The following is a 25,475-nucleotide window of genomic DNA, read 5'->3' as shown; positions in this document are numbered from 1 at the left end:
AATCGAATAATATAACCGATCGAATTATAAAAGTTCGGGAAATAATAAAAAGAGATCCTGTTAGTATATATAAGTATAATAGGTTCTCTTTTTTCTATTGTTAAAATCCGAACGATAGTGTAAAATAAATGGGTAATATTTCGAGGTTTTATGTAGGAGACATTATGACAGAGCAGAACCCAATAAATACAGTCGATAGTATGTTGCCCATACCACAGCTCTTTGCCTTTGGTTTACAGCATGTACTTGCCATGTATGCTGGAGCTGTTGCGGTACCGATTATTGTGGCACAGGCGATGAATTTACCGGTAGAGGATTTGATTCGCCTTATTACAGCCGACTTGTTTACCTGTGGCATTGCGACCTTAATCCAAACATTAGGCTTTGGTAATATAGGTGGGCGTATCCCTATGATTCAAGGTGTTACCTTTGCATCTGTCGGACCTATGACTATGATTGGGGCACAGCATGGTATGACTGCCATTTACGGTGCCATTATTGTAGCAGGTCTATTTACTTTTATAGTAGCTCCATTCTTTAGCCGTTTAATTCGACTGTTCCCACCGGTTGTAACGGGAACCATAATTACTCTTATTGGGATTAATTTGATGCCAGTTGCCATTAATTGGATGGGAGGCGGCGTAGGAAATCCAGAATTTGGAAGCTATACAAACATAGGACTTGGATTTCTTACGTTTTTAATTGTTGTCTTTGTATACAAGTTTGCTAAAGGTTTCTTAAGTAATCTTTCTGTATTAATAGGTTTGATCGCAGGCACAGCAATTGCCTTTGCAATGGGGGTTGCTAATTTTGATGAAGTTGGTCGTTCTCAATGGGTTGCTTTTATTGAACCATTCTATTTTGGTTTGCCAACCTTTGACTGGGCTTCTGTACTATCTATGATTATCGTCATGCTCGTTGTTATGGTAGAGACGACAGGTGATAGTATTGCTATTGGTGAAATTGTGGATAAGCCAATAGGTCGAAAAGAATTGGCTTCTGTTATTCGTGCCGATGGTATTTCTACTTTAATAGGGGGAATCCTCAATAGCTTTCCATATACAGCCTTTGCTCAAAATGTAGGACTTATTGCGGTTACAGGTGTTAAAAGTCGCTTTGTAGTAGCTGCATCTGGAGTAATCTTAATTTTGTTAGGTTTATTTCCTAAACTAGCTGCTATAGTTGCTAGTATTCCAAATGCAGTACTCGGTGGTGCTGGCATTGCTATGTTTGGCATGATTGTTGCCAGTGGTATTCGCTCTCTTGGTAAGGTTAGCTTTGATGGTAATCATAACTTGATGCTTGTTGCTATTAGCATTGGAGTGGCTATGATTCCTATTGCGGCACCCAACTTTTATGCTAATTTCCCTGATTGGGCACAAATTATTTTAAAATCTGGTATTACCTTTGGTAGTATTACGGCAATCTTGCTTAACTTATTACTCAATGGTGTTAATCATGGCGATGAAATTCAAGAAATGGGTCGTCGCTAAATAATACATACGAGAACTCTATTCCTATAGAATAGAGTTCTTTTTAGTGATTAAATTCACAGGGAAAATGTATGAATACTATGCTATAATATATAGATAATTGTAGAACTATTTTGTGATACTTTCATAAAATAGGAATACAGTCTGGATTTATAATTAAGTGTTTATAAAAAGTTATGTATATGGAATGTTCCCATAAGAAGGGAAGGGACACGTGGCAGACGGAAAGATTATTGCTATCTCCATAAGTGAGAAAAAAGGGCAAAAAAAACATAATATTGAATCCGCCAATCTCATTGTTGATCATGGGATGGAGGGGGATGCTCATGCAGGAAATTGGCATCGCCAAATCAGCTTGCTTGGTATTGCGAGTATTGATCACATGAGGGCACAAGGTGCAGATGTCAAACCTGGTGATTTCGCTGAAAACATTACAGTAGAAGGCATGGTTCTTTATGAATTAGCTGTAGGGACTCACTTACAAGTAGGTGATGATGTGATTCTTGAAATTACTCAAATTGGCAAGGAATGTCATCAAGGTTGTGAAATTATGAAACAAGTTGGTTCCTGCATTATGCCTACACAAGGTATCTTTGGTAAAGTTCTTAAAACTGGTACGATTCATGTAGGTGATGAAGTATCTATTATTAAATAATTTCGTATTAGTAAATGAGGTGTGTTATGAAAGACGCATGGGGTCGTACAATTGAATATGTACGTCTGTCGTTGACAGATGCGTGTAATTTTTGTTGTCCCTACTGCCGACCTGCAGAAATTACTCCTCAAAGTCAAACACAACTATTGTCTGTTGATGAGTGGATAAAAATATTAGGAGCTTTCCATCATATTGGTGTGAAAGCAGTACGCCTTACAGGTGGTGAGCCATTACTCTATCCTCATATTGAAGAGCTACTAAGTCGTATCAAAGAATCAGATTGGTTTGAAGATATCTCTATGACTACCAATGGCAGTCTATTAGCCTCTCGAGCGCAACGGTTAAAAAAACTTGGCTTGAATCGTGTAAATATCAGTTTGGACTCTCTTGAAAGTGAAGCCTTTGCTACCTGTGTAGGTAAAGATGGTCAACTTGGGGCTGTGCTAGATGGCATACGTAGTGCTATTAATGCTAACTTTAAATCCGTTAAGATTAATACCGTTTTATCTCGTTATTGGTCTGATGATGAAGTTAAGGCTTTGTTGCAGTATGTAGAGAAATGGCCTGTTATATGGCGGTTCATTGAATACATGCCATTTCAAGGTGACGCATTCCATGGCCCTACCTTTGATGAATGGAAGGAACAATTAGAACGTGTTAGTGGCGGATCTCTCATAGAGGTTCATTCTGTTTATGGCTTTGGTCCAGCTACATATTTGGCACTACCTAGTGGTAAGGCGGTAGGCTTTATTTTTTCTATGTCTCATAGTTATTGTGATACATGCAATCGTGTGCGCCTTACATCTGATGGTCAAATGCGATTGTGCTTGTTGCGAGATGATGAGGCTGATCTTGTATCGCTCGTGCGCAATGGTGCCTCAGAAGAGGCTTTAGCCAAGCATATCGAACGTGCTTTGCAACGAAAACAAGAACGACATGATGGTATAGGCATGGAGCAACCAGAACGACCAATGTGGCGAATCGGAGGGTAGTATGGGATTTTTTGATTTTTTAAAACCAAGATCAAAGGAAAATATTGAATCATGCTGGCCTGGAGGCAAGATGCTTCAAGTCCATATAGAATACGATACACAAGAGTCTGTTTTTACCTATTTTGGTCGTTATGGGTTACAGTTTAGCGTTCCTAAGTCTAATTTAACGAATATTATTGTTAAAGAAGTAAGCCGCACTCATAGTGTGCTTCAACTATATAGTGGTGAAAACTGCGTAGGGACTAGTGATTTACTCCCTACTGAGGCCTGTAATATTATGAAGGATTGGGTATTACAATATTAATAATATGAATGTTGATATTTTATAGGAGTGTAATAAATTTTCTTTACATTCCTATAAAATAAGCATATAATTATTCATGTCATGGACCACTAGCTCAGCTGGCAGAGCACCTGACTCTTAATCAGGGTGTCCAGGGTTCGAACCCCTGGTGGTCCACCAGAGTAAAGAACTCACATTTTGTGTGAGTTCTTTTTTTGTGTAAATATTTTTCTTTTAGCTTTTTGCATATCTTTTTAGCCTTTATATAGTTATTTACATGGTTAAAATACGTTGTGGTTTAATCCTATTTTTCTCAAACGAGTAGTCATTGATTCAATTAAGTTTATAAACTTTAACATTAATGGAATATAGTATTGATACAATATAATATATTTTATAGACAGTAAAATTATAATAGCTTATGATGGTTGTATAATAGTTTTTCTCATTAGGAGGTACCAAATGGCAGTAGATGTTTCTAGAACACAAGATGTGTATAAAGATGCTGGCCAAAGTGTCAACTTCACCACTTTGTTGTTAAACCGTAAAGATCATGAGGCAGAGCTTGAAGTGATTCAAGATATGGCAGATCGTATTCAAGCCATTAAACGTTCTGTTAGTATTCGCGCTAATGGGGAAGGTTTGGGCATTGCCTTTGGCTTTAGCCGTAAGGCATGGGATTATTTGTTCCCTAATGCACCGGTACCAAAAGAGTTAGAAGACTTCCAAGGCATAAAAGGTGATAAACAAGATGTACCAGCTGTAGCAGCTGACTTATTTTTGCATGTCCGCTCTAATGATGAATCTGTTACGTATACTGTAGTAGATCAAATTATGGAGTTCTTACGCCCTATTACATCTGTTGTAGATGAAACCCATGGCTTCCACTACGAACAAGGTCGTGCGATTATTGATTTCGTTGATGGTACGGAAAACCCTGTTGGCCAAGAGGCTGTAGAGTGGGGCGTTATTGGTGATGAAGATCCTGAATTCACTAACGGCTCTTATGCATTTGCTCAAAAATATGAACATGATCTTGATGCATGGCGTGCACTTCCTACAGAAATGCAAGAAAAATTCATTGGTCGTCGTAAATTTAGCGATATTGAATTAGAGGATGATGAAAAAGATCCGGCAGCTCACAATGTAGTGGCTCAAGATAATCGTGATGATGAAGAACATAAGATCGTTCGTATGAATGTTCCATTTGCTCAACCTGGTCAAGGTGTCCGAGGTACATACTTTATAGGTTATGCTCGTTACTGGGATGTGACTAAAACTATGCTTACCAATATGTTTACACAAAATGATAAATTGCTTGATTATTCCAAGCCTATTACGGGCATGCTATTTTTTATTCCGTCTCTTGATATATTGGATGCTATTGCAGAAGGTGAATTATAAGGGATTTCTGATTGTTAGTGGAGACTAAACATTTATCTAATTAGTTAGTAATGTTTAGTTTTATCTATCAGATTAAAATTTATTATATAATTCTATAGAAAGCGCCCCAAGTGGGCGCTTTTATGCTATAATAAATCTATTAAACTCGTAAAAATCCATTGTAGTTATGAATGAGGTATTCCATGAATTATACTAGCACCCGAGGTACCGTTGCGGTAAATGAAACATATGCATTGTTGCACGGCTTAGCAGAGGATGGTGGTCTATATGTACCATCTTTATTTCCTACAAACTGCTTAACTTACAATGATGTGAAAGATAAAAATTACCAAGAAGTAGCAGCCGTTGTTTTAGCAAAGTTGTTTCCATGCTTTTCCGAAGCTCATTTAAATGAAATGATTAATTCTGCTTACTGCGATGCTAATTTCAGCACCCGCGATATTGCACCATTACACTCTTTATTGGAAAAGGTTTCCGTATTGGAACTATTCCATGGCCGCACACAAGCTTTCAAAGATATGGCATTATCCTTATTTCCATACCTTTTAGTAGCTGCTAAGGAGGCTGAGGGCGAGAAAAAAGAAGTACTTATCTTAACTGCTACCTCTGGTGATACTGGTAAGGCGGCTCTTGAGGGCTTCAAGGATGTACCGGGAACTCATATTCAAGTATTCTACCCGACTGATGGCGTTAGTCCTATGCAAGCGGAACAAATGCAAAAACAAGAAGGGGAGAATGTTAATGTTACGGCTATTCATGGCAATTTTGACGATGCTCAACAATTCTTGAAACGCCTCTTTGTTGATAAAGCGACTGCTGAAGAGGTTGCTGAAAAAGGGGTTATGTTCTCCAGTGCGAACTCTATCAATATTGGTCGCTTAGCTCCACAAGTAGTTTACTATGTAAATGCCTATGCTGAACTGGTTGCACAAGGTGCAATCCATGAAGACGAAGCTTTCAACGTTGTAGTTCCAACAGGTAACTTCGGTAATATCTTGGCTGCTTACTATGCTAAAAAAATGGGGATTCCTATCGGCAAATTGATTTGTGCATCTAATCAAAATAACGTACTTACTGACTTCTTTGAAAACGGTACCTACGATATGAACCGCCCATTCTATACGACGATTTCTCCATCTATGGATATTCTTGAATCCTCTAACTTTGAACGATTCTTATATTATATTTCTGGTGAAGATAGCGAACGTACAGTAGGATGGATGAAAGATCTTAAAACAACAGGCAAATTAACTGTTAATGAAGAAGAGTTCAAACGTGTTAAGACTGATTTTGCTGGTGCCTACGTTGATGATGAAGAAACAAAAGCAATCATTGAACAAGTATATAATTCTTACGGTTATGTAATGGATCCTCATACGGCAGTTGCTATGGGGGCGTATATGAAGGAGTTGGAGAAGCATCCTGAAGATGGCGCTCGTCATACAGTGATTGCATCTACAGCACATCCATTTAAATTTCCTACACCAATCTGTGAGGCATTGGATATCAAGGTGGGCGAGACTCCTTATGAAAGCTTAGATAATATCTCTGCTGTAACGGGTGTTGCCTTCCCTAAACAATTGGAAGCCTTACAATCCAAACCATTGCGCTTTACAAAAGCAATCGACAAAGAGAATATGAAACAAGAAATCTTAGATTTTGTAGATACATTCTCTAAATAATACAATGCCGCCTTTCCTTAGAAGGGCGGCATATCTATATGTTTTTTATTGAGTAATCATTTTTTATTGATTAACCAATTAAATTCATTTTCTCATTAAATTAACATTCATCATATGATATGGAATTTTGTTAGTATGTATTGATGTATTCATTATTTATAGAAATATGGGTTTATAATTATATAGAGAAATATAATTATAGGAGGGGCTATGGCTAAAAAGGGCCTTATATATGCATTGTTATCCGCACTTTTATTTAGTACGATGAATGTATTTGTAAAACTGTTAGGGACAAATATTCCACCTGGGGAGATCGCTTTTGCCCGTGGGTTCTTTGGGACTGTTGCGGTGCTCATTATTATGTATGTGAAGGGCATCCGTTTTTCAAAAGAGGATCGGGGGCTCCTCGTCATGCGTGGCTTATACGGCGGTTTTGGTATGGTATGTAATTTCATAGCATTGGTACACATAAAATTATCTGATGCAACAATTCTATTTCAGACGACAGGAATATTTGTTTTTATCTTTAGTGCTCTGTTTCTGAAGGAATCGATACCTAAAGGGGCTGGCAAATGGCTTGGAGTCATTTTGATTGCTGTCTTAGTAATGGTAAATCCTTTTAGTTATGAATCATTTTCTTGGTATGCATTGGTAGCAATTTTAGGTGCTGCTTTAGCTGCGGCGGCCTATACGACGATACGAACTATTAGTAAACGCGGAAAACATAGTAATTTTGAAATCATGGCCTATTTCATGATTACTGGCATGATTGCGGGCCTCGTCACTACTGATAAGCTCGTTATGCCTCAAGGTACAGATTGGCTCATTATCTTCGCTATCGGTGGTATTAGTGTAGTGGCTCAGTTTTTCTTGACTGGCGCCTTTGTTACGACCAATGCTGTAGTGGCTCAATTCTTGCAATACGTTGGCGTATTTATTAGTTCCTTCTATGGGTTCTTGATCTTTGGTGAAAGCTTATCCATAGCAACAGTAGGAGCTGGTATTGCTATGTTTATATCCTCTGTCATGTTGGCGCGTCTTAAAGAACAGAGTGGTCCATTAAGAGAGGGCAAGGTTATAGAGGATAAAATTAAATAAATGTCGAATATATACAGTATCAGACTGTATATGACAGTGGGGGTGCTGATTACATTCGTGATTGGCACCTTTTTACATAAAAGATAAAATACAGGGGTATTAGTTAGTGATTTATTGTAATGAAATATACTAGAGCTTTTTCATTTTGAAAGTAGCTACAGACGGAGGAGCTATGTATATAAAATGGATGCATATTGAAAACTATAGGAACTTAGCCGATGTAACGCTAAGCTTTCACAATGATATTAATTACTTTGTCGGTGAAAATGCGGTAGGTAAGTCTAATTTTCTAGATCTCTTAGAAATTATCATGGATTGCCATGGGTTCATTGAAAGTGATTTCACGGATGTAAACAAGCCTATCCGCATTGATTTTGAAATATCTTTAGGTGAGTTAAATTATAAAAGCATGTATACTGCTGATGAGGGACCTACCTACCGTTTACGACTTGAACAAGTTGTACAAGAAGTATATCCACGATTATACAGAGTCACTGATGCAGAGATTGAGCCTATGCCGTTGTCTATGATTCGCCATGCTTTATATGTGTGTCATCGCGACACCTCAGAGCAGGAACTGTTTTCTATACCGTCCTCTATATATGTAGAATTAGGACAGCTATTACAAGCTTATGTGTCTCGATTAGAAATGCCTACTGATGATTTTCAGCGTGAAATTGTTAGTTTACGTAAGGATTTAGATCCTTACTGTATGCTCAATATTCAACATCTTGTAGAGGTATTGTCTACATCCTCCGCTATGGAACGTAAGTATTCTGCTGATAATGTACGATTGATTATGGCTGTGGCTCTCAAGATTTTGGCTCAAATTTATATGAAAGTGAGTAGTGCAACTACAAATTTAGAATCTTTACTTGTATATGATGCAAAGGGATACAAGTTTTTACCAATCTTTATAAGTGTGGATGAGCCTGAGCTACATTTAAGTCCGTATTTGCAACGGGCTGTGCTCAATTATTACCGTCAAATTGCAACTAATGAAAATGAAGAGTTTTTAGCATTGCTGCGAGATATTTTTAAAATAGATGGATTATTAGGACAGCTCTTTGTGGTTACTCACAGTACGGATGCACTAGTTGACGATTATCGTCATATTATTCGGCTTTATCGGGATGAAAATAATATGGTCTGTGCAGCGTGTGGAGTTACTTTCAATTTCCCTAAAGAGGTAGAGAAACACTTGATTATGCATTTTCCTGAGGCAAAAGAGGCTCTATACGCTCGGTGTATTATCATCGTAGAAGGGGAGACTGAGTACGGTAGCTTTACAGGCTTTGGTAAAAAATTAGGCGTGGACTTTGACTATTTTGGAATCTGTCTTATCAATGCTCGGGGCGAGTCCTCTATCAGTAAATTGCAAAAATTGTTTAATAGATTCTCTATTCCTACAGTAGCGCTCTATGATCGCGATGTAGAGGGAAAATATGCAAAAGCACATAGCAATATATTTTACACACAGGAAATTTGTTTTGAAATGGATTTTGTATCATATTTGCTTGCGATGCACAAGCGTTCCATAATGGATGCCATCATCAAGGACATTATTGATGACGCTCGTCCGATGGTAACAAAGGATATGGCGCGGCGTGGTTATGCTAAATTAGGTATTACTAAAAGCCAAATTGTACAACGATGTTTACCAAATATTTCGGATCGTAAGTTGGATGATTTACATATCTATTACTTCTCTTGGTTCTTTGCTAATAAAGGAGTAATTGTAGGGCGACGTATTAGTCAATTTTTAGATGCTTCCATGATACCACCTGCATTTATTGCAGTAATAGAGCGTGCTAAACTTCTTTCGCTAGGCTTAGGTTAATGGAGTAATACATTACTACTTCTAATTAATAGAGTCTGACCAAAGTTTGGTTAGACTCTATTTTTTCGAAGGTAATATAGCATTTTAGAGTGTAGGCATAGGAAATATGGTGTAAAAAATACGCATAATAAGTGATTTATTACAATAATAGATAGAATTATGAAAAACTATATTAACTAAATTTTAAAAACTACATCGAAATTTCTTGACATCTTTTTATCTTTATTTTATGATTAGTACTGTTATTAATGCATTCTCAATTAAACGTATCTAGGAGTATGAAAATGAAAGACTTTTTAAATGACTTTAAAGCATTTGCTTTCAAAGGCAATATGATGGACCTAGCTATTGGTATGATTATTGGTGCTGCTTTCACAGCATTGGTTAATTCTGTTGTAAACAACCTATTCATGCCTGTTCTCAGTGTATTCACAGGTGGTATTGATTTTAGTAATTTGTACTTGCCATTGAGCACAGGTTCTAAAGATGCATTCATGTCTGGTGCTGATATTGCTACAGCTCGTGCAGCTGGATCTGTATTGCCATATGGTACATTTATTACTGATTTGATTCAATTCTTGATTTTGGCATTTGTTGTATTCTTGATGGTTCGTGGTTTGGCTAAAATGATGAAATCTGCGAAAGAAGAGGAAGTTGCAGAAGCACCTGCAACGAAAGAATGTCAATTCTGTAAATCTGAAATCAATATCAATGCAGTTAAATGCCCTAACTGTACTGCAGATTTGAACTAGTTCAAATTTAAATTATACATAAAAGGAGTGAGGTTTTGACCTTACTCCTTTTTGTTGTATTACGTTAGCTTTCTAGTATAAAATATAATTATAATATATAGAATTTTTTAGGGAGGGATATACATGGAAAAGAAACCTCTAGTAGTAGTAAATGGACTGGTTCGCAAAGATGCGATTGCATATTTAAAAGAGCATGTAGATGTGCGCCAATGGACTGAAAAAACAGTGATGCCTCGTGAGGTACTGAAGGAATGGCTCATTGATGCGGATGGTTTGTGGTGTGTACGACCTTTAGATGTAGATGGTGATCTTGTAAAGAATGCGCCAAATTTAAAGGTTATAGCACAAGCGGCCGTAGGTTATGATAATGTAAATATTGATGAACTAACAGCGGCAGGTATTCCTTATGGCAATACGCCAGGTGTTCTCAATGAAACGGTAGCAGAACTTGCATTTACGTTGATTGCCACGGCTAGTCGTCGTATTATAGAAAATGCTAACTTTGTAAAAGACGGTCGTTGGGCTCAAAGACCTTCTAATATTAAAGGTTTTGATTTAAGTCGTCGCACTCTTGGTATCATTGGCATGGGGGCTATCGGCGTATCCATTTCTCGACGTGCCCGTGCGTTTGGTATGACTGTTGTGTATCATAATCGTAATCAACGTTTGGATGATAAGATTCATAAGACTACTTATATGGAGTTAGATGATTTATTAGCCATTAGTGATGTAGTATGCGTTATGGCTCCATTGACAGATGAAACATATCATATGTGTGATGAAGCGTTTTTCAAGAAGATGAAGAATACAGCTTTATTTGTTAATGTTGGTCGTGGACCTATCGTAGATACTGATGCACTTATCAATGCTCTTAAAACGGGTGAAATCGATTATGCTGCCCTCGATGTAACGGATCCAGAACCATTACCAGCGGATCATCCATTGTTAGATGTAGAAAACTGCCTTATTGTACCGCATATTGGCTCTTACACAGATAGAACTCGTTATGACATGTCTATTTTGACAGCGGATAATATTATTGCCGGCGTTCATAAGAAACCTTTAAAAACATGTGTAAATGAAGAAGTAAATTATAAGAAACCTCAAATGGATGTAGAGTCTGCGCTAGAAGAGCTTAAAAAGGCTGGCGTTGATTTAACTGATTTCGACTAAAAGTGGAAGACATTAAAAGATATGCGGTTTTATACAAAATATGGTAAAATAAAAGAATATTTTTCCTATGGAGGTAAGAACGTTGGAACATAAAGACATTGAAAAAGATGTAGCTCCTGAAGAAGTTGTATCTGTTAACTTTATTGAAGCTATTATCAACAAAGATAACGAAACTGGCAAATACGGTGGCCGTGTATTGACTCGCTTTCCACCAGAACCAAATGGTTACTTGCATATTGGACATGCTAAATCTATTTGCCTCAACTTTGGTATTGGTAAACAATACAATGGCTTAACAAATCTTCGCTTTGATGATACAAATCCTGTAAAAGAAGATGTCGAATATGTAAACTCCATCATGGAAGACGTTAAATGGCTTGGATTTGATTGGAATGAACAACCACGCTATGCATCTGATTATTTTGACCAAATGTATGAGTATGCTAAGAAATTAATCACCCTTGGCAAGGCTTATGTAGATGATCAAAGTGCAGATGAAATTAAACAAAATCGCGGCGATTTCTCTACTCCTGGTGTCAATAGTCCATACCGTGAGCGTAGTGTAGAAGAAAACTTGGCACTCTTCGAAGAAATGAAGGCTGGCAAGTATAAAGATGGGGAAAAGGTATTGCGTGCAAAAATCGATATGGCGCATCCTAATATCGTAATGCGTGATCCTGTTATTTATCGTATTGTAAATACAGAGCATCATAATACGGGTAATGAGTGGAAAATTTACCCTATGTATGATTTTGCCCATCCTATTGAAGATGCTATTGAACGCATTACGCATTCTATTTGTACATTGGAATTTGAAGTTCACCGGCCATTATATGATTGGGTGTTAGAGGAATGGGATGATACTGAAATTCCTCAACAAATTGAGTTTGCTCGCTTGAATGTAACTAAAATGGTTATGTCCAAACGTAAATTGCGTGCTCTTGTTGAGGCAGGCCTTGTAGCTGGTTGGGATGATCCCCGTATGCCGACAATTTCAGGTTTGCGCCGCCGTGGTTATACACCGGAATCTATTCGTGATTTCTGTGATCGCATTGGTGTAGCGAAGGCGGATAGCGTTGTTGATATTGCTTTGCTTGAGTTCTGTATCCGTGAAGATTTGAAACTCAAAGCTACACGCCCTATGGTAGTTATTGATCCTGTGAAAGTTGTTATTACGAACTATCCAGAAGGTCAAACTGAACTTTGCACAGTTGAAAACAATCCAGAAAATGAAGAGTTGGGTAACCGTGAAGTTGTATTCGGTCGTGAAATCTACATTGAACGCAATGACTTTATGGAAGAACCAGTTAAGAAATTTTTCCGCTTGGCACCAGGTAAAGAAGTACGCTTAAAAGGTGCATACTTCATTACATGTACTGATGTTATTAAAGATGAAAATGGCAATATTACAGAAATACACTGTACATATGATCCAGAAACTAAGAGTGGTAGCGGTTGCACTCGTAAGGTAAAAGGGACATTGCACTGGGTTGAAGCATCTACTGCAGTAGATATTGAATCTCGCTTATATGATTATTTACTTAAAGAAGATTCGGATGGTAAAGACTTCTTGGGCGATTTCAACCATGACTCCTTACAAGTATTCCATAGTAAAGGGGAAGCATGTCTTGCTAATACTGTACCAGGTGATCATTTCCAATTCTTGCGTCAAGGTTACTTTGTAACTGATAAAGACAGTACTTCAGACCATATTGTGATGAACCGTATTGTTGGTTTACGCGATAGTTGGGCTAAGGCACAAAAGAAATAATATAACGCTTATTTTATATTACTATAATGTTAAAGAACCGCTCCTTGGTGGGCGGTTCTTTAACACTGGGTTATTACTATAAATACTTTAATGACAATAGATATTTAGAATAGCCTAAGCCATTGTTTGGCTTTAATCTCTAGATGTTGTATTGCTAGCTTATTATATTAAAGCTTTGATGAGGAAAAACATGAAGAAATTAGTATTACTTGCTACGGCAGCGGCTGTGTTGGCATCTGTGCCAGCTACTGGTTCTGCAGCAAATATCAAGTCCATTTTAAATAGAAGTCAAACTGTAACATATCAAGGTGTTAAATTGCCTGAAGGTGTTACTATGTATCAAAACAATCCTAAAGCATTATTTGCAGGGGAAGGGAAACAAGACGTTAAATCTGTACTTCTTGAAGCAGGTGTATCTTCTGCAGATGTATATACATTAAATATTAAAACAGAAAACGAAATGCGATATGCTGTTTATGCTAATGTTGTATTAGGTAAACAATTATCTGGTCGTATGAGTGAAGCAAAACATATGAATACAGATTCTTCCTCAATTGGTGCATTGGCCGCTGCTATTAACAAGGGTGAGAGCCCTGCGCTTGGCACTTTTACGGTAATAAATCCATTAGTAAAACAAGGCAATGCCTATGAAGGTACATTGAAATATAAAAGTGTAGCTAATAATAATTCTTATAATGAGATATTACATATTAGTATTTCTGAAGATAAATATACAGGACCAAATGCTCATTTAATCGCTGTTGATGAAGCTAATGATAGTGTTGTATTCCCTAAAGTTAAAGGTTTATTACATACCAAATAATAAATAATTATTGAAAATATATATCAATTATTCTTGACAATTTTTCTCATCAAGAGTACTATGAGCCTATAGGAATTATTCTCATTAGAGGTAATTCTAACGATGTGCAACAGGCAGGTACTATTATGATGAATTCAATTGACCATATCATTGGATATCATTGTGCACCGGCAATTCGAGGTATTAAGCTATCGAACTTGGTTTCTATTCCACGGGACATGAATGAACAAATCCAATTTGTATTGATAGAGTATAATAAAGCGTTCAATGAAAAAGGATTGTTCTTCTTTGAATTATGTCGTTGTAAAGCGCGAAGACTATTATTGGTATTCCGTGAGAAGCAATTAAGAGACTATGTACGCCAACCTGCGGTGATGTTATTTTTGAAAGCCTACGGTTATCATGATCAAATGAGCATTATGGAGATGCTTGAACATCTTAGATATCGTATGGAAGTAAGCATTGAGTTTCCACATGAAATCGGCATTTTTTTAGGTTACCCATTAAAGGATGTGAAATGTTTTATTTCTTATCGTGGTGGAGGATACCGAATGTGCGGAGAGTGGAAGGTTTACCATGATGTGGTAAATGCGCAACGCTCTTTCTTGTGTTACAAAGCATGTCGTGAATTTTGTCAAACTCAATTGATGTTGGGAAAAACATTTAGTTCATTGGTCGCAAGAACGGCCTAGGAGGTACAAGATGATTGGTGTAATTTTTTGGTCCGGTACAGGCAATACAGAACGCATGGCTTATGAAGTAGCTGAAGGTATTAAAGCTGCAGGTCAAGAAGTTGAAGTAAAATCCGTTTCTGAAGTATCTGTTGATGAAGCAGCAGCTTATGAAAAATTAGCTCTTGGCTGTGCTGATATGGGTGCAGAACAATTAGAAGAAGGCGAATTTGAACCATTCTACACTGAACTAGAAGGCAAGTTGAGTGGTAAAAAAATAGCGATCTTTGGCTCCTATGGTTGGGGTGGCACTTGGTTGGAAGACTGGGGCACTCGAATTAAAGATGCTGGTGGCGAATTAGTGGCTGATGGCGTAGCAATCTTGGGCGAACCTGATGATGATGGTAATGCACAATGCCAAGAATTAGGTAAAACATTAGCAAATGCTTAATTTGATTTCAACTACTAAATAAATACTAATAGTTAATAATAAAAAGGCTGTAATGACGATAAGTCGTTATTACAGCCTTTTTTGTATGTATTTATGATTGATAGGATGAAGCATAGGTCATTAAAAATTTTAATATCATTAAGTAAATGTGATGAAAATCATAATATTTATTTATCTTTATCTCTATTCGTGTATATAAGCGTATAATTATAAATAACTTTAATGCATAATTATATTGCATTTTTGTACACATAGTCCTATAATTTAGTTAAAGAACCTAACAAAAATTTAGGTTAATACAAAAATAGTTAGGGTTAATTTTATATTAGCTATTAATCGGGCTGGCGTAATTTAAATTGGAAAGGTTAATTAATGACATTGGAAGAGGGGTTATTTCAATGAGTACATTAGAGCGAATAAAAGTCATAGCCCATGGATTAGCGGCGCAATTTGGCCCATCCTGTGAAGTATTGATTCATGATTTAAAAGGGGATATCAATTCGTCTCTTGTATATATTGAGAATGGAACTATAACTAATCGACATGTTGGTGATGGTCCATCGCATGTGGTTTTAGATGTGCTGAGTCATGACGATGGTAGCGAGGGTAGATTTGGTTATCTCACAAAAACTAAAGATGGCCGAATATTAAAATCTTCTACCATGTATATTCGTGATGATACAGGTCGTATAGCATACTTGTTGGGGATTAACCAAGATATAACAGAGTTTGTTTTGATGCATCGACTTTTGGATAGTCTGGTCAATACAGGTCAGGAAGATGCAGGATCTGTTGAAAAAATTACGACAAGTGTATCGGAGCTATTAGATGATTTATTACTAGATATAGAACGTATAGTTGGTAAACCAGGACCATTGATGAATAAGGTGGAACGCTTAAAAGCTATAACCTACTTAAACGAAAAAGGGGCTTTTCTTATCTCGAAGTCTTCTGAGAAGATAGCAGAGTATTTTAATATTTCTAAGTTTACTCTTTATAGTGATTTAAATACTATAAAGGAAGAATCCTAGGAGGCAAATATGGAACGAATTCAGTGGAAGCGTAATACGATGGCACCATCAAGTGACAAGTTTTTGTCCGTTATGGATGTTAGAGAGGTTAAGAAAGCTAAAGCGTTTCATGAAAGTTTTCCACAATATAGCATTACTCCACTTGTATCGCTTAAGAATTTAGCGTCTTATATCGGTGTTGATGCACTCTTTGTAAAAGATGAATCTTACCGATTTGGCCTTAATGCATTTAAGGTATTAGGCGGTTCCTATGCGATGGCAAAATATGTGGCGCAACAAACTGGTAAAGCTGTTGAGGATGTACCATATGATGTATTAACATCTGCAAAATTAAAAGAAGAGTTTGGTCAAGCTACATTCTTTACTGCAACTGATGGTAACCACGGTCGCGGTGTAGCATGGGCAGCCAATAAATTAGGTCAAAAATCTGTAGTATTTATGCCAAAGGGCTCTACAGAATACCGCAGAAAACAAATCGAAAATGAAGGCGCTACCGTAACAATCGAAGACTTCAATTACGATGAGTGTGTACGCTTAGCAACTAAAAAGTCTAAAGAAGTTCCTAACGGTGTTGTAGTTCAAGATACTGCATGGGAAGGTTATGAAGAAATTCCAAACTGGATTATGCAAGGCTATGGCACAATGGCTATGGAAACAGCAAATCAATTAGAAGCTGATAATTGTAAAGTTCCTACACATGTATTTGTACAAGCTGGTGTAGGTTCCCTTGCCGGTTCTGTAGTGGGTTACTTCACTAATCTATACAGCAATGTGGCTAAAAAACCTAAATTAGTGGTTGTAGAAGCGGCAGCAGCAGCTTGTTTATACAAAGGAGCTGTAGCTGATGATGGTAAACCTCGTATCGTAGAAGGTGATTTAGAAACAATCATGGCAGGTTTAGCTTGTGGTGAACCGAACACGGTTTCTTGGGATATTTTAAGAAATCATGCAGATGTATTCGTTTCTGCGCCTGACTGGGTGGCACGTTTAGGCATGCGCGTTGGTGGTGCACCAATTAAAGGCGATACTCCAATTACTACTGGTGAGTCTGGTGCAGTTCCATTAGGTCTTGTAATGGCAATTATGACGATGCCGGAATATGAAGACTTACGAAAAGAGTTAGAATTAGATGCGTCTTCAAAGGTACTCTGTTTCTCCACTGAAGGTGATACGGATCCTGAAAGATATAAAAACATTATGTGGTATGGTGAAGATCGTTAGGAGGCATTAATTATGGATTTACAAGCAATTAAACAAGCAGCGGCAACTTATGGCCCAGCGATGACAAAGTTTTTACGTGAGATCGTAGCATTTCCAGGAGAAAGTGCTGAAGAAAAAGATCATGTAAAACGTATAGAACAAGAAATGAAAAACCTAGGATTCGATGAAGTTGAAGTAGATCCTATGGGGAATATTCTCGGATATATGGGCACAGGGAAAACTCTCATTGCTTTTGATGGACATATTGATACAGTTGGTATTGGCAATCGTGACAATTGGGATTTTGATCCATATGATGGTTTCGAAGACGAAACTAAAATTGGTGGCCGTGGCGTATCTGATCAATTGGGTGGTATTGTATCCGCTGTATACGGCGCTAAGATTATGAAAGATTTAGGACTTCTAAGTGATAAATATCGTGTACTTGTTGTAGGCACCGTACAAGAAGAGGACTGCGATGGCCTTTGCTGGGAATACATGATTAAAGAACGCAATATCCGTCCTGAATTCGTAGTATCCACTGAGCCAACTGATGGCGGTATCTACCGCGGTCAACGTGGTCGCATGGAAATCCGCGTAGACGTACAAGGCGTATCTTGCCATGGTTCTGCGCCGGAACGCGGTGACAACGCTATCTATAAAATGGCAGATATTCTTCAAGACATTCGTGATTTGAATGCTAATTCTGCCGATGAAAGCACAGCAATTAAAGGTCTTGTTAAAATGCTTGACCCTAAATTCAACCCTGACCATTACGAAGAAGCTCGCTTCTTAGGTCGCGGTACAGTAACTACTTCCCAAATTTTCTATACTTCTCCAAGCCGTTGTGCAGTAGCTGACTCCTGTGCTATTTCCTTGGATCGTCGTATGACTGCTGGTGAAACTTGGCAAAGTTGTTTGGCAGAAATCGAAGCGTTGCCACATGTTAAAGAATATGGTGCGAAAGTATCCATGTACGAATATGCTCGTCCATCTTGGACTGGTTTAACCTATCCAATCGAATGCTACTTCCCAACATGGGTAATTCCTAAAGATCATAAAGTAACAGAAGCTTTGGAAGAAGCATACACTAGCTTATATGGCAATGAACGTATTGGTGCAGAAGATACAGTTGAAATGCGTAAAGCTCGCCCATTAACTGATAAATGGACATTCTCCACAAATGGTGTATCTATCATGGGCCGTAATGGCATTCCATGCATTGGCTTCGGTCCTGGTGCAGAAGCACAAGCACATGCACCTAACGAAATTACATGGAAACAAGATCTTGTAACATGTGCTGCTGTATATGCATTATTACCATCCGTATATTGCAAAAATTAATATCACATACATTGAATTAGATTTAATATAAACGGAATAACTGGAAATAGTTGATATTTAGAATTTCATATAGTGCCTCACTATTTGATGAGGCATCGTATAAAGTTAGATCCTAAGTAGCCCTTTAGGGAATTGAAAGAGAGGACTTACAGATGACAGACTTCAATAAAAGTATTGAAACTTTACAAAAATTAGACGTTAGTAAAATGTACGGCGAAGATTTCTTCCTAACTTGGGAAAAATCTGATGACGAATTAAAAGGTGTTTGGGCAGTAGCTGATGCATTACGTGCTCTTAGAGAACGCAATATCTCCACTAAAGTATTTGACAGTGGTCTTGGCATTTCCTTATTCCGCGATAACTCTACAAGAACTCGTTTCTCCTTTGCTTCCGCTTGTAATTTGCTAGGTCTTGAAGTTCAAGATTTAGATGAAGGAAAATCTCAAATCGCTCACGGTGAAACAGTTCGTGAAACAGCTAATATGATTTCCTTTATGGCAGATGTTATTGGTATTCGTGATGATATGTATATCGGTAAAGGTAATGCTTATATGCATCAAGTTTCCGATGCAGTTAAAGAAGGTCACGAAGATGGTGTACTAGAGCAACGCCCAACACTTGTAAACCTCCAATGTGATATCGACCATCCTACACAAATCATGGCTGATACAGCTCATATCATCAAAGAATTCGGCGGTGTAGAAAACCTTAAAGGCAAAAAGATTGCTATGACTTGGGCATACTCCCCATCTTATGGTAAACCTTTATCCGTACCTCAAGGTGCTATTGGTTTATTCACTCGTCTCGGTATGGAAGTTGTATTAGCCCATCCAGAAGGGTATGAAGTAATGCCGGAAGTTGAAGAAATCGCTAAGAAACAAGCTGAAGCTAGCGGCGGTTCATTCCGTAGAACTAACGACATGAAGGATGCTTTCAAAGATGCAGACATCGTATATCCTAAGAGCTGGGCTCCATTCGGTGCAATGGAAAAACGTACAAAACTGTATGGTGAAAATGATCATGAAGGTATTAAAGCATTAGAAAAAGTTCTTCTTGAAGAAAATGGTAAACATAAAGATTGGGCATGTACGGAAGAGATGATGAGTCTCACAAAGGACGGCAAAGCTCTTTACTTACATTGCTTACCAGCAGATATTACAGGTGTAAGTTGTGAAGAAGGCGAAGTAGATGCAACAGTATTTGATCGCTATCGCATACCTCTTTATAAGGAAGCAAGCTACAAACCATATGTTATTGCAGCTATGATTTTCCTTAGCAAATTTAAAAATCCTGTAGAAACCTTAAAAGAATTAGAACGGAAGGGAACCGAACGAGTTCAACCGTAAAGTAAAGTTTAGGGGCCATCCGTATTGATGGCTCCTTTTATTCTTAATAGTTTGTTATGAGGCATAACATGAAAAAGAGAGTTGTAGTAGCATTAGGGGGAAATGCATTAGGCAATTCCTTACCAGAACAGAAAATTGCTGTAAAAAGTACAGCTAAAACAATTATTGATTTAGTAGAAGCTGATTGTGATGTAGTGGTAACACATGGTAATGGACCTCAAATTGGTATGATCAACAATGCGATGGCTGCATTGACTCGTGAAGTAGAAGGTCAACCAAACACTCCATTATCTGTATGTGTAGCAATGAGCCAAGCTTATATTGGTTATGACTTACAAAATGCTCTTCACGAAGAGCTCTTAAATCGTGGTATTAAAGATTTGCCAACAATGACTATGGTTACACAAGTACTTGTTGATCAAAATGACCCAGCTTTTCAAAATCCTACAAAACCAATTGGTCATTTTATGACTCAGGAAGAAGCTGAATACGCAGAAAAGAATTACGATTATGTGGTAAAAGAAGATGCGGGTCGTGGTTATCGTCGTGTGGTGGCATCTCCAGCACCAAAAGAAATCATTGAACTAGAAGCAATTAAAGGTTTAGTAGGTAAACAATTAATTGTTGCTTGTGGCGGGGGAGGTATCCCAGTAACTAAAGAAGGCAATGAACTTCATGGTGCAGCTGCTGTTATCGATAAAGACTGGACTAGTAGTTTATTGGCCCAAGAAATTGATGCTGATGTTCTCGTTATTTTAACAGCTGTTGAAAAGGTTGCTATTAACTTTGGTAAAGAAAATGAAAAATGGCTTGATGAAATAACCGTTACACAAGCTAAAGAATATGTATCAGCTGGTGAGTTTGCAGAAGGCTCGATGAAACCAAAGGTAGAAGCCGCTATAGCATTTGCAGAATCCAAAAAAGGCCGTGTCTCAATTATCACATTATTAGAGAAATCTAAAGATGGTATAGCAGGAAAAACAGGCACACGTATCGTATTATAATAATATATAAGTTTATAAGTATGCATTTCAACGAATCGTTGAGGAGGTGCCCACATGATTATATTAGGAAAAGGTACTGTTATTACTCGCGACGCTGATAGACCTATCATTTATGATGGTGCTGTTGCTATCGACGGGACTCAAATTGTTGATATTGGTAAATATGATGAATTATGCAAAGCTTATGCAAACGCAGAAATTATTGATGCTCATGGTGGCCTAATTATGCCAGGTTTCATTAATGCACATCATCATATTTACTCCGCTCTTGCACGAGGCTTATCGTTGCCAGGTCCAGCACCGACTAACTTCGGTGAAATCTTGGAAGGACTTTGGTTCTACTTAGATAATAAATTGACGGCTCCAGATGTAAAAGCAAGTGCATTACTTACGTATTTAGGCTGTATCGAAAATGGTGTAACTACTATTTTTGACCACCATGCAAGTTATGGTGAAGTTCCTAACAGCTTATCCATCATTGCAGATGTAGCTAAACAATTCGGCGTTCGCTCATGTTTATGCTATGAAGTATCCGACCGCAATGGCGTAGACCAAATGAAAGCCGCTGTTGCAGAAAACGTACGTTTTGGTAAAGAAGCAAAACAAGATCCATCCAGACTGGCGGCGATGATGGGCTTGCATGCATCTTTCACATTGAGCACGGAAACATTAGATTATGTGAAAGCTCATAATGAGGATCAGTTGGGATATCATGTTCATGTTGCAGAAGGTCCTGAAGATGTGGCAGATAGTAAAGAAAAGTATGGGATGACACCTGTTAGACGTCTCGTAGAGGCAGGTATTTTAGGCCCTAAGAGCATCGCTGGTCACTGTGTACACGTAACTGACGAAGATGTGGCATTATTGAAAAAATCTCAAGCTAAGGTCGTACATAACCCAGAAAGTAACATGGGTAATGCAGTAGGCACGACAGATATCTTGAAACTATTAGATGCAGGAATCACTGTTGGTCTTGGTACAGATGGTTATACAAATGATATGCTCGAATCTTATAAAGTAGCGAATTGTCTTGTGAAACATGAGCAACATAAACCATATGTAGGCTGGGGAGAAGTACCTTATATGCTATTTGAAAACAACCGCAAAATGGCTAATGAATTCTTCGATACTACGGTAGGCATCCTTAAAAAAGGTGCCGCAGCTGACGTAATTGTTCTTGATTACGCAGCACCAACACCACTTGATGAAAACAACATCAATGGTCACTTACTATTCGGTGCTAATGGTATGTATGTGGTAACAACTATTAGTGATGGTGTACTACGCATGATTGATCGTAAATTACAAGGCATTGATAAAGCTGAAGTAATGGACGAAGTTTTAGCAACATCTAAAGGTTTATGGAAACGACTAAACCCATAACGCAAGCGCTTTAAAGGAGTGTGACATTATGAGTGACATTATGTATCCGGTAAGTTTCGGAAATTTGATGAACCACATTATAACTGAGTACAAGATGTACAATCGCATTTACAATGTAAATAAAATTCATCGTACGAATCATGATCAACGCTTATCTATCTTTGGTAAATCCATTGAAAATCCTGTAGGTCCAGCAGCTGGTCCTAATACACAGTTGGCACAAAATATTGTGGCATCTTATGTAGCTGGTGCTCGTTGCATTGAATTAAAAACCGTACAAATCATGTACGGTGAAGAACTAGGTATTCCTAGACCTTGTATCTACTCTGTAGATGAAGCATATAATGTAGAATGGTCTTCTGAATATAGCTGTGATGAAGCTGCTGATGAATACATTAAAGCTTGGTTCGCATTAAAATTAATCTCTAAAGAATTAGGATTAGGCGATCCAGATGGATTCTTATTCATCATGAGTGTTGGCTACAACTTGGCTGGTATCAAGAGCCCTATGGTTGATAAATTCATCAACACAATGCGCAGTGCATCTCAATCTCCAATGTGGGATACTTGCAAACAATGGTGCCTTGACCACGTAGATGAATTTGAACATATCGATGCTGATTTCATCAACTCCATTGGTGATGAACTTTGTCAAGCAATCACATTGTCCACAATGCACGGTTGTCCAGCAGAAGAAATCGAATCCATTTGTTCTTACCTTATCAGTGAAAAAGGTCTTCACCTATACTTAAAATGCAACCCTACATTGTTAGGTCCAAAACGCATTAGAGAATTATTGGATAACGCTGGCTTTGAGTACATTGACTTTGAAGATCACCAGTTTGAAGTTGACCTTCAATTTGACAAAGCTGTTCCGATGTTAGAGCGTCTTATCGCTCTTGGTGAAAAACACAATAAGATTTTCGGTGTTAAATTGACAAATACATTCCCTGTACAAATTCACAACAATGAATTGCCAGGCGAGCAAATGTATATGTCTGGTAAATCCTTGTTACCTGTAACAATTGGTGTGGCTGAGCTCCTAAGTGCTCAATTTGGCGAACGTTTACCTATGTCTTATAGTGGTGGTGCTGTAAAACAAAATATCAAAGCTATCTTTGATTGTGGTATTTGGCCTGTAACAGTATGTACAATTCTTCTACAAGGTGAAGGTTACAATACTTTCAAAGGCTTAGCAGACGAAGTGGAATCTACTGATTACAATGCTGCTTTAAAAGTTCATAAAGAACTTATAGCTAAACTCGCTAAAGACATCGCTGAGAACAAAATCTTCAAGAAGAGCGATGCTATGAAGAAAAAACGCGAAGCAATGCCATCCTTCCCTGGTACACATAGCTCTGACTACCACTGCCGCGTAGTGTGTGGTGCTTGTGTTCGCGTATGTCCTAATAGATGTAATGAAGTCGTTACTGTAAATGATGCTAAATTGATCGTCCATGTTGATCAAAGCTGTAATGAGTGTGGTAACTGTGCATGTCATTGCGTAGAACCTTGTCAACCATACAAGGATCGCATTACATTCTTCCACAATGCTGAAGCTTTAGCAGATAGTACAAATGATGGTTTCTACATCAAAGGTACTAGCTGTGGTTATCGCTTTAAAGGTGAAGAAGCCGTATGTGACATTGATGCATTACCTGAAGAATTGAAAGGAGTTGTACATGCCTTCTGTAAAGAGCATGTGTACTATGTATCATGATTATCATACAACAAGGGGACTTGGTCTTAACTGATCGAATCCTTACCGGAGATTTACTAATTGATAGCGACAAAATTGTCGCCATCGATGAACACATTCCTGTTCCAGACGGGGCTAAAGTAATTGATGCAAAAGGTTGTTATGTGTTCCCAGGATTCATAGATCCTCATACACACTTTCAGATGACAAATGCATTAGCGTCTACTGCGGATGATTTTGATAGTGGTACAAAAGCCGCTATTCTTGGTGGGACAACATCAATTATTAACTTTGCTTCTCCTGAGGAAGGATCCCTTTGTAAAGGTTTAGAAGTTCACAAGGAGCGTGCCTTAGGGCATTGCTCCTGTGACTACAAATTCCATATGGAGCTTGTAGAAATGAATGAAGAGGTATCTCATGAAATACCAAAGGTTGTAGAAGCTGGTGTATCGTCTTTTAAAGTGTACCTAGCGTATGGCTTCCGTTTAACAGATCGAGAAATTTATGATGCTATTGAAGCTATAAAACCAACGGGGGCGCTTGTAGGGGCTCACTGTGAAAACGGTGATCTTATCGATGCCTTTGTAGCAGATAAACGTAAACGTGGTGAATTAGATGTAGACAATCATCCACTCACAAGACCGGCCATGATTGAATCGGAAGCGATTAAGCGATTTAGTACAATTGGTGCTGCATTAGAGTATCCCGTGCATATTGTGCATGTAAGTTCTAAAGAAGGTGTAGATGAAGTTCTACGTGAGCGGGCATTAGGACATCAAGTCACTTGTGAAACATGTCCACAGTATTTGGTGCTTGATGAATCACGATATAAATTACCTGATTTTGAAGGGGTTAAATTTGTGATGAGTCCTCCACTTAGAACGATACGAGATCAAATGGCATTGAAGGATGCACTAGTAAATGGTGTTTTTCAAACCATTGGTTCCGACCATTGTAGCTTTACCTTTAATGATCAAAAATTAAAGAGTCGGTATGACTTTACCCGAATTCCTGGAGGTATTCCTGGAGCCGAAGAACGGGGTATCATTGCTTATGATGTGTTGGTTAACCAATGCAATATGAGCGCTGTAGATTTTATGAAATTAGTTAGTGAAAACCCAGCAAAGCTATATGGCATGTATCCCAAGAAGGGTACATTAGCTGTAGGTAGTGATGGGGATATAACAATTGTAGATAAGCATATAGAACATGTGCTTTCAAAAGAGTCCGCCCATACAAAGGCTGACTATATACCTTACGAAGGAATATCTGTAACTGGCAAGGTTCGAGATGTTATCCTTAGAGGTCACCATGTGGTACAAGATGGATCCTTAACAGAATCATATCTTGGTGAATGTATTCCTTAATGAGAGGAGGGCT

22 protein-coding genes and 1 tRNA gene are annotated in these 25,475 nt (G+C 38.0%); all 23 read left to right on the top strand.

Going from position 1 to position 25,475, the window contains the following annotated elements:
* Nucleotides 1-164: 164 nt before the first annotated feature.
* The 23 genes from VPHSUH08_RS02990 to hydA all read left to right on the top strand — a co-directional run bounded on the left by VPHSUH08_RS02990 (nucleotide 165) and on the right by hydA (nucleotide 25,462).
* Entirely contained in the window at nucleotides 165-1,493 is a 1,329-nt protein-coding gene (locus VPHSUH08_RS02990; RefSeq protein WP_105086685.1) for a nucleobase:cation symporter-2 family protein, read from the top strand.
* Between the two features lie 214 nt (nucleotides 1,494-1,707).
* Entirely contained in the window at nucleotides 1,708-2,148 is a 441-nt protein-coding gene (locus VPHSUH08_RS02985) for an MOSC domain-containing protein (RefSeq protein ID WP_105086684.1), read from the top strand.
* Nucleotides 2,149-2,174: 26 nt separating this feature from the next.
* On the top strand, nucleotides 2,175-3,140 hold the full coding sequence (moaA, locus tag VPHSUH08_RS02980) for a GTP 3',8-cyclase MoaA (protein WP_105086683.1): 966 nt from the start codon (nucleotides 2,175-2,177) through the stop codon (nucleotides 3,138-3,140).
* Between the two features lies 1 nt (nucleotide 3,141).
* Complete coding sequence (locus tag VPHSUH08_RS02975; RefSeq protein ID WP_008601476.1) at nucleotides 3,142-3,444, top strand: hypothetical protein; 303 nt, start codon at nucleotides 3,142-3,144, stop codon at nucleotides 3,442-3,444.
* Between the two features lie 83 nt (nucleotides 3,445-3,527).
* Nucleotides 3,528-3,603, top strand: a tRNA-Lys gene (locus tag VPHSUH08_RS02970).
* Between the two features lie 282 nt (nucleotides 3,604-3,885).
* Complete coding sequence (locus VPHSUH08_RS02965) at nucleotides 3,886-4,827, top strand: Dyp-type peroxidase (RefSeq protein WP_105086682.1); 942 nt, start codon at nucleotides 3,886-3,888, stop codon at nucleotides 4,825-4,827.
* Between the two features lie 182 nt (nucleotides 4,828-5,009).
* Complete coding sequence (gene thrC, locus VPHSUH08_RS02960) at nucleotides 5,010-6,509, top strand: threonine synthase (RefSeq protein ID WP_012864628.1); 1,500 nt, start codon at nucleotides 5,010-5,012, stop codon at nucleotides 6,507-6,509.
* Nucleotides 6,510-6,719: 210 nt separating this feature from the next.
* Entirely contained in the window at nucleotides 6,720-7,607 is an 888-nt protein-coding gene (locus VPHSUH08_RS02955; protein WP_008601469.1) for a DMT family transporter, read from the top strand.
* Nucleotides 7,608-7,779: 172 nt separating this feature from the next.
* A complete protein-coding gene (locus VPHSUH08_RS02950) occupies nucleotides 7,780-9,447 on the top strand; it encodes an ATP-dependent endonuclease (RefSeq protein WP_105086681.1) in 1,668 nt (555 codons plus the stop codon).
* Nucleotides 9,448-9,731: 284 nt separating this feature from the next.
* Nucleotides 9,732-10,199, top strand: coding sequence for a large conductance mechanosensitive channel protein MscL (gene mscL / locus VPHSUH08_RS02945; RefSeq protein WP_105086680.1), 468 nt, complete (start codon nucleotides 9,732-9,734; stop codon nucleotides 10,197-10,199).
* A 123-nt stretch (nucleotides 10,200-10,322) separates the two neighbouring features.
* Complete coding sequence (locus VPHSUH08_RS02940) at nucleotides 10,323-11,372, top strand: D-glycerate dehydrogenase (protein ID WP_077708594.1); 1,050 nt, start codon at nucleotides 10,323-10,325, stop codon at nucleotides 11,370-11,372.
* An 82-nt stretch (nucleotides 11,373-11,454) separates the two neighbouring features.
* On the top strand, nucleotides 11,455-13,143 hold the full coding sequence (locus tag VPHSUH08_RS02935) for a glutamine--tRNA ligase/YqeY domain fusion protein (protein ID WP_105086679.1): 1,689 nt from the start codon (nucleotides 11,455-11,457) through the stop codon (nucleotides 13,141-13,143).
* A gap of 190 nt (nucleotides 13,144-13,333) precedes the next feature.
* Nucleotides 13,334-13,966: a hypothetical protein gene (locus VPHSUH08_RS02930; RefSeq protein ID WP_004698726.1), complete on the top strand. Its 633-nt coding sequence runs from the start codon at nucleotides 13,334-13,336 to the stop codon at nucleotides 13,964-13,966.
* 104 nt (nucleotides 13,967-14,070) lie between these two features.
* Nucleotides 14,071-14,658, top strand: coding sequence for a DUF3793 family protein (locus VPHSUH08_RS02925; protein WP_008601461.1), 588 nt, complete (start codon nucleotides 14,071-14,073; stop codon nucleotides 14,656-14,658).
* 10 nt (nucleotides 14,659-14,668) lie between these two features.
* Nucleotides 14,669-15,088 carry a flavodoxin gene (locus VPHSUH08_RS02920; protein ID WP_004696544.1) on the top strand — a complete coding sequence of 140 codons (420 nt, stop codon included), beginning with the start codon at nucleotides 14,669-14,671 and terminating at the stop codon, nucleotides 15,086-15,088.
* A 398-nt stretch (nucleotides 15,089-15,486) separates the two neighbouring features.
* Complete coding sequence (locus VPHSUH08_RS02915; protein ID WP_012864622.1) at nucleotides 15,487-16,119, top strand: transcriptional regulator; 633 nt, start codon at nucleotides 15,487-15,489, stop codon at nucleotides 16,117-16,119.
* A gap of 9 nt (nucleotides 16,120-16,128) precedes the next feature.
* Nucleotides 16,129-17,340, top strand: a complete 1,212-nt coding sequence (dpaL, locus tag VPHSUH08_RS02910) for a diaminopropionate ammonia-lyase (RefSeq protein ID WP_012864621.1) — start codon at nucleotides 16,129-16,131, stop codon at nucleotides 17,338-17,340.
* Nucleotides 17,341-17,352: 12 nt separating this feature from the next.
* Nucleotides 17,353-18,663, top strand: a complete 1,311-nt coding sequence (locus tag VPHSUH08_RS02905) for a YgeY family selenium metabolism-linked hydrolase (RefSeq protein WP_105086678.1) — start codon at nucleotides 17,353-17,355, stop codon at nucleotides 18,661-18,663.
* Nucleotides 18,664-18,815: 152 nt separating this feature from the next.
* Nucleotides 18,816-20,009: a knotted carbamoyltransferase YgeW gene (ygeW, locus tag VPHSUH08_RS02900; RefSeq protein ID WP_105086677.1), complete on the top strand. Its 1,194-nt coding sequence runs from the start codon at nucleotides 18,816-18,818 to the stop codon at nucleotides 20,007-20,009.
* Nucleotides 20,010-20,077: 68 nt separating this feature from the next.
* A complete protein-coding gene (gene arcC, locus VPHSUH08_RS02895) occupies nucleotides 20,078-21,013 on the top strand; it encodes a carbamate kinase (RefSeq protein WP_004696535.1) in 936 nt (311 codons plus the stop codon).
* A 54-nt stretch (nucleotides 21,014-21,067) separates the two neighbouring features.
* Entirely contained in the window at nucleotides 21,068-22,396 is a 1,329-nt protein-coding gene (gene ssnA, locus VPHSUH08_RS02890) for a putative aminohydrolase SsnA (protein WP_105086676.1), read from the top strand.
* 28 nt (nucleotides 22,397-22,424) lie between these two features.
* Nucleotides 22,425-24,116: a selenate reductase gene (locus VPHSUH08_RS02885; RefSeq protein ID WP_105086675.1), complete on the top strand. Its 1,692-nt coding sequence runs from the start codon at nucleotides 22,425-22,427 to the stop codon at nucleotides 24,114-24,116.
* On the top strand, nucleotides 24,113-25,462 hold the full coding sequence (hydA, locus tag VPHSUH08_RS02880; protein WP_105086674.1) for a dihydropyrimidinase: 1,350 nt from the start codon (nucleotides 24,113-24,115) through the stop codon (nucleotides 25,460-25,462). Before VPHSUH08_RS02885 ends, hydA begins: the two co-directional genes overlap by 4 nt.
* The last annotated feature ends 13 nt before the right edge of the window (nucleotides 25,463-25,475 follow it).

Origin of the sequence: Veillonella sp. S13054-11, assembly GCF_002959795.1 — a bacterium.
GTDB classification, from domain to species: Bacteria; Bacillota; Negativicutes; order Veillonellales; family Veillonellaceae; genus Veillonella; species Veillonella parvula_E.
This window is presented reverse-complemented; position numbering and strand designations above follow the sequence as displayed.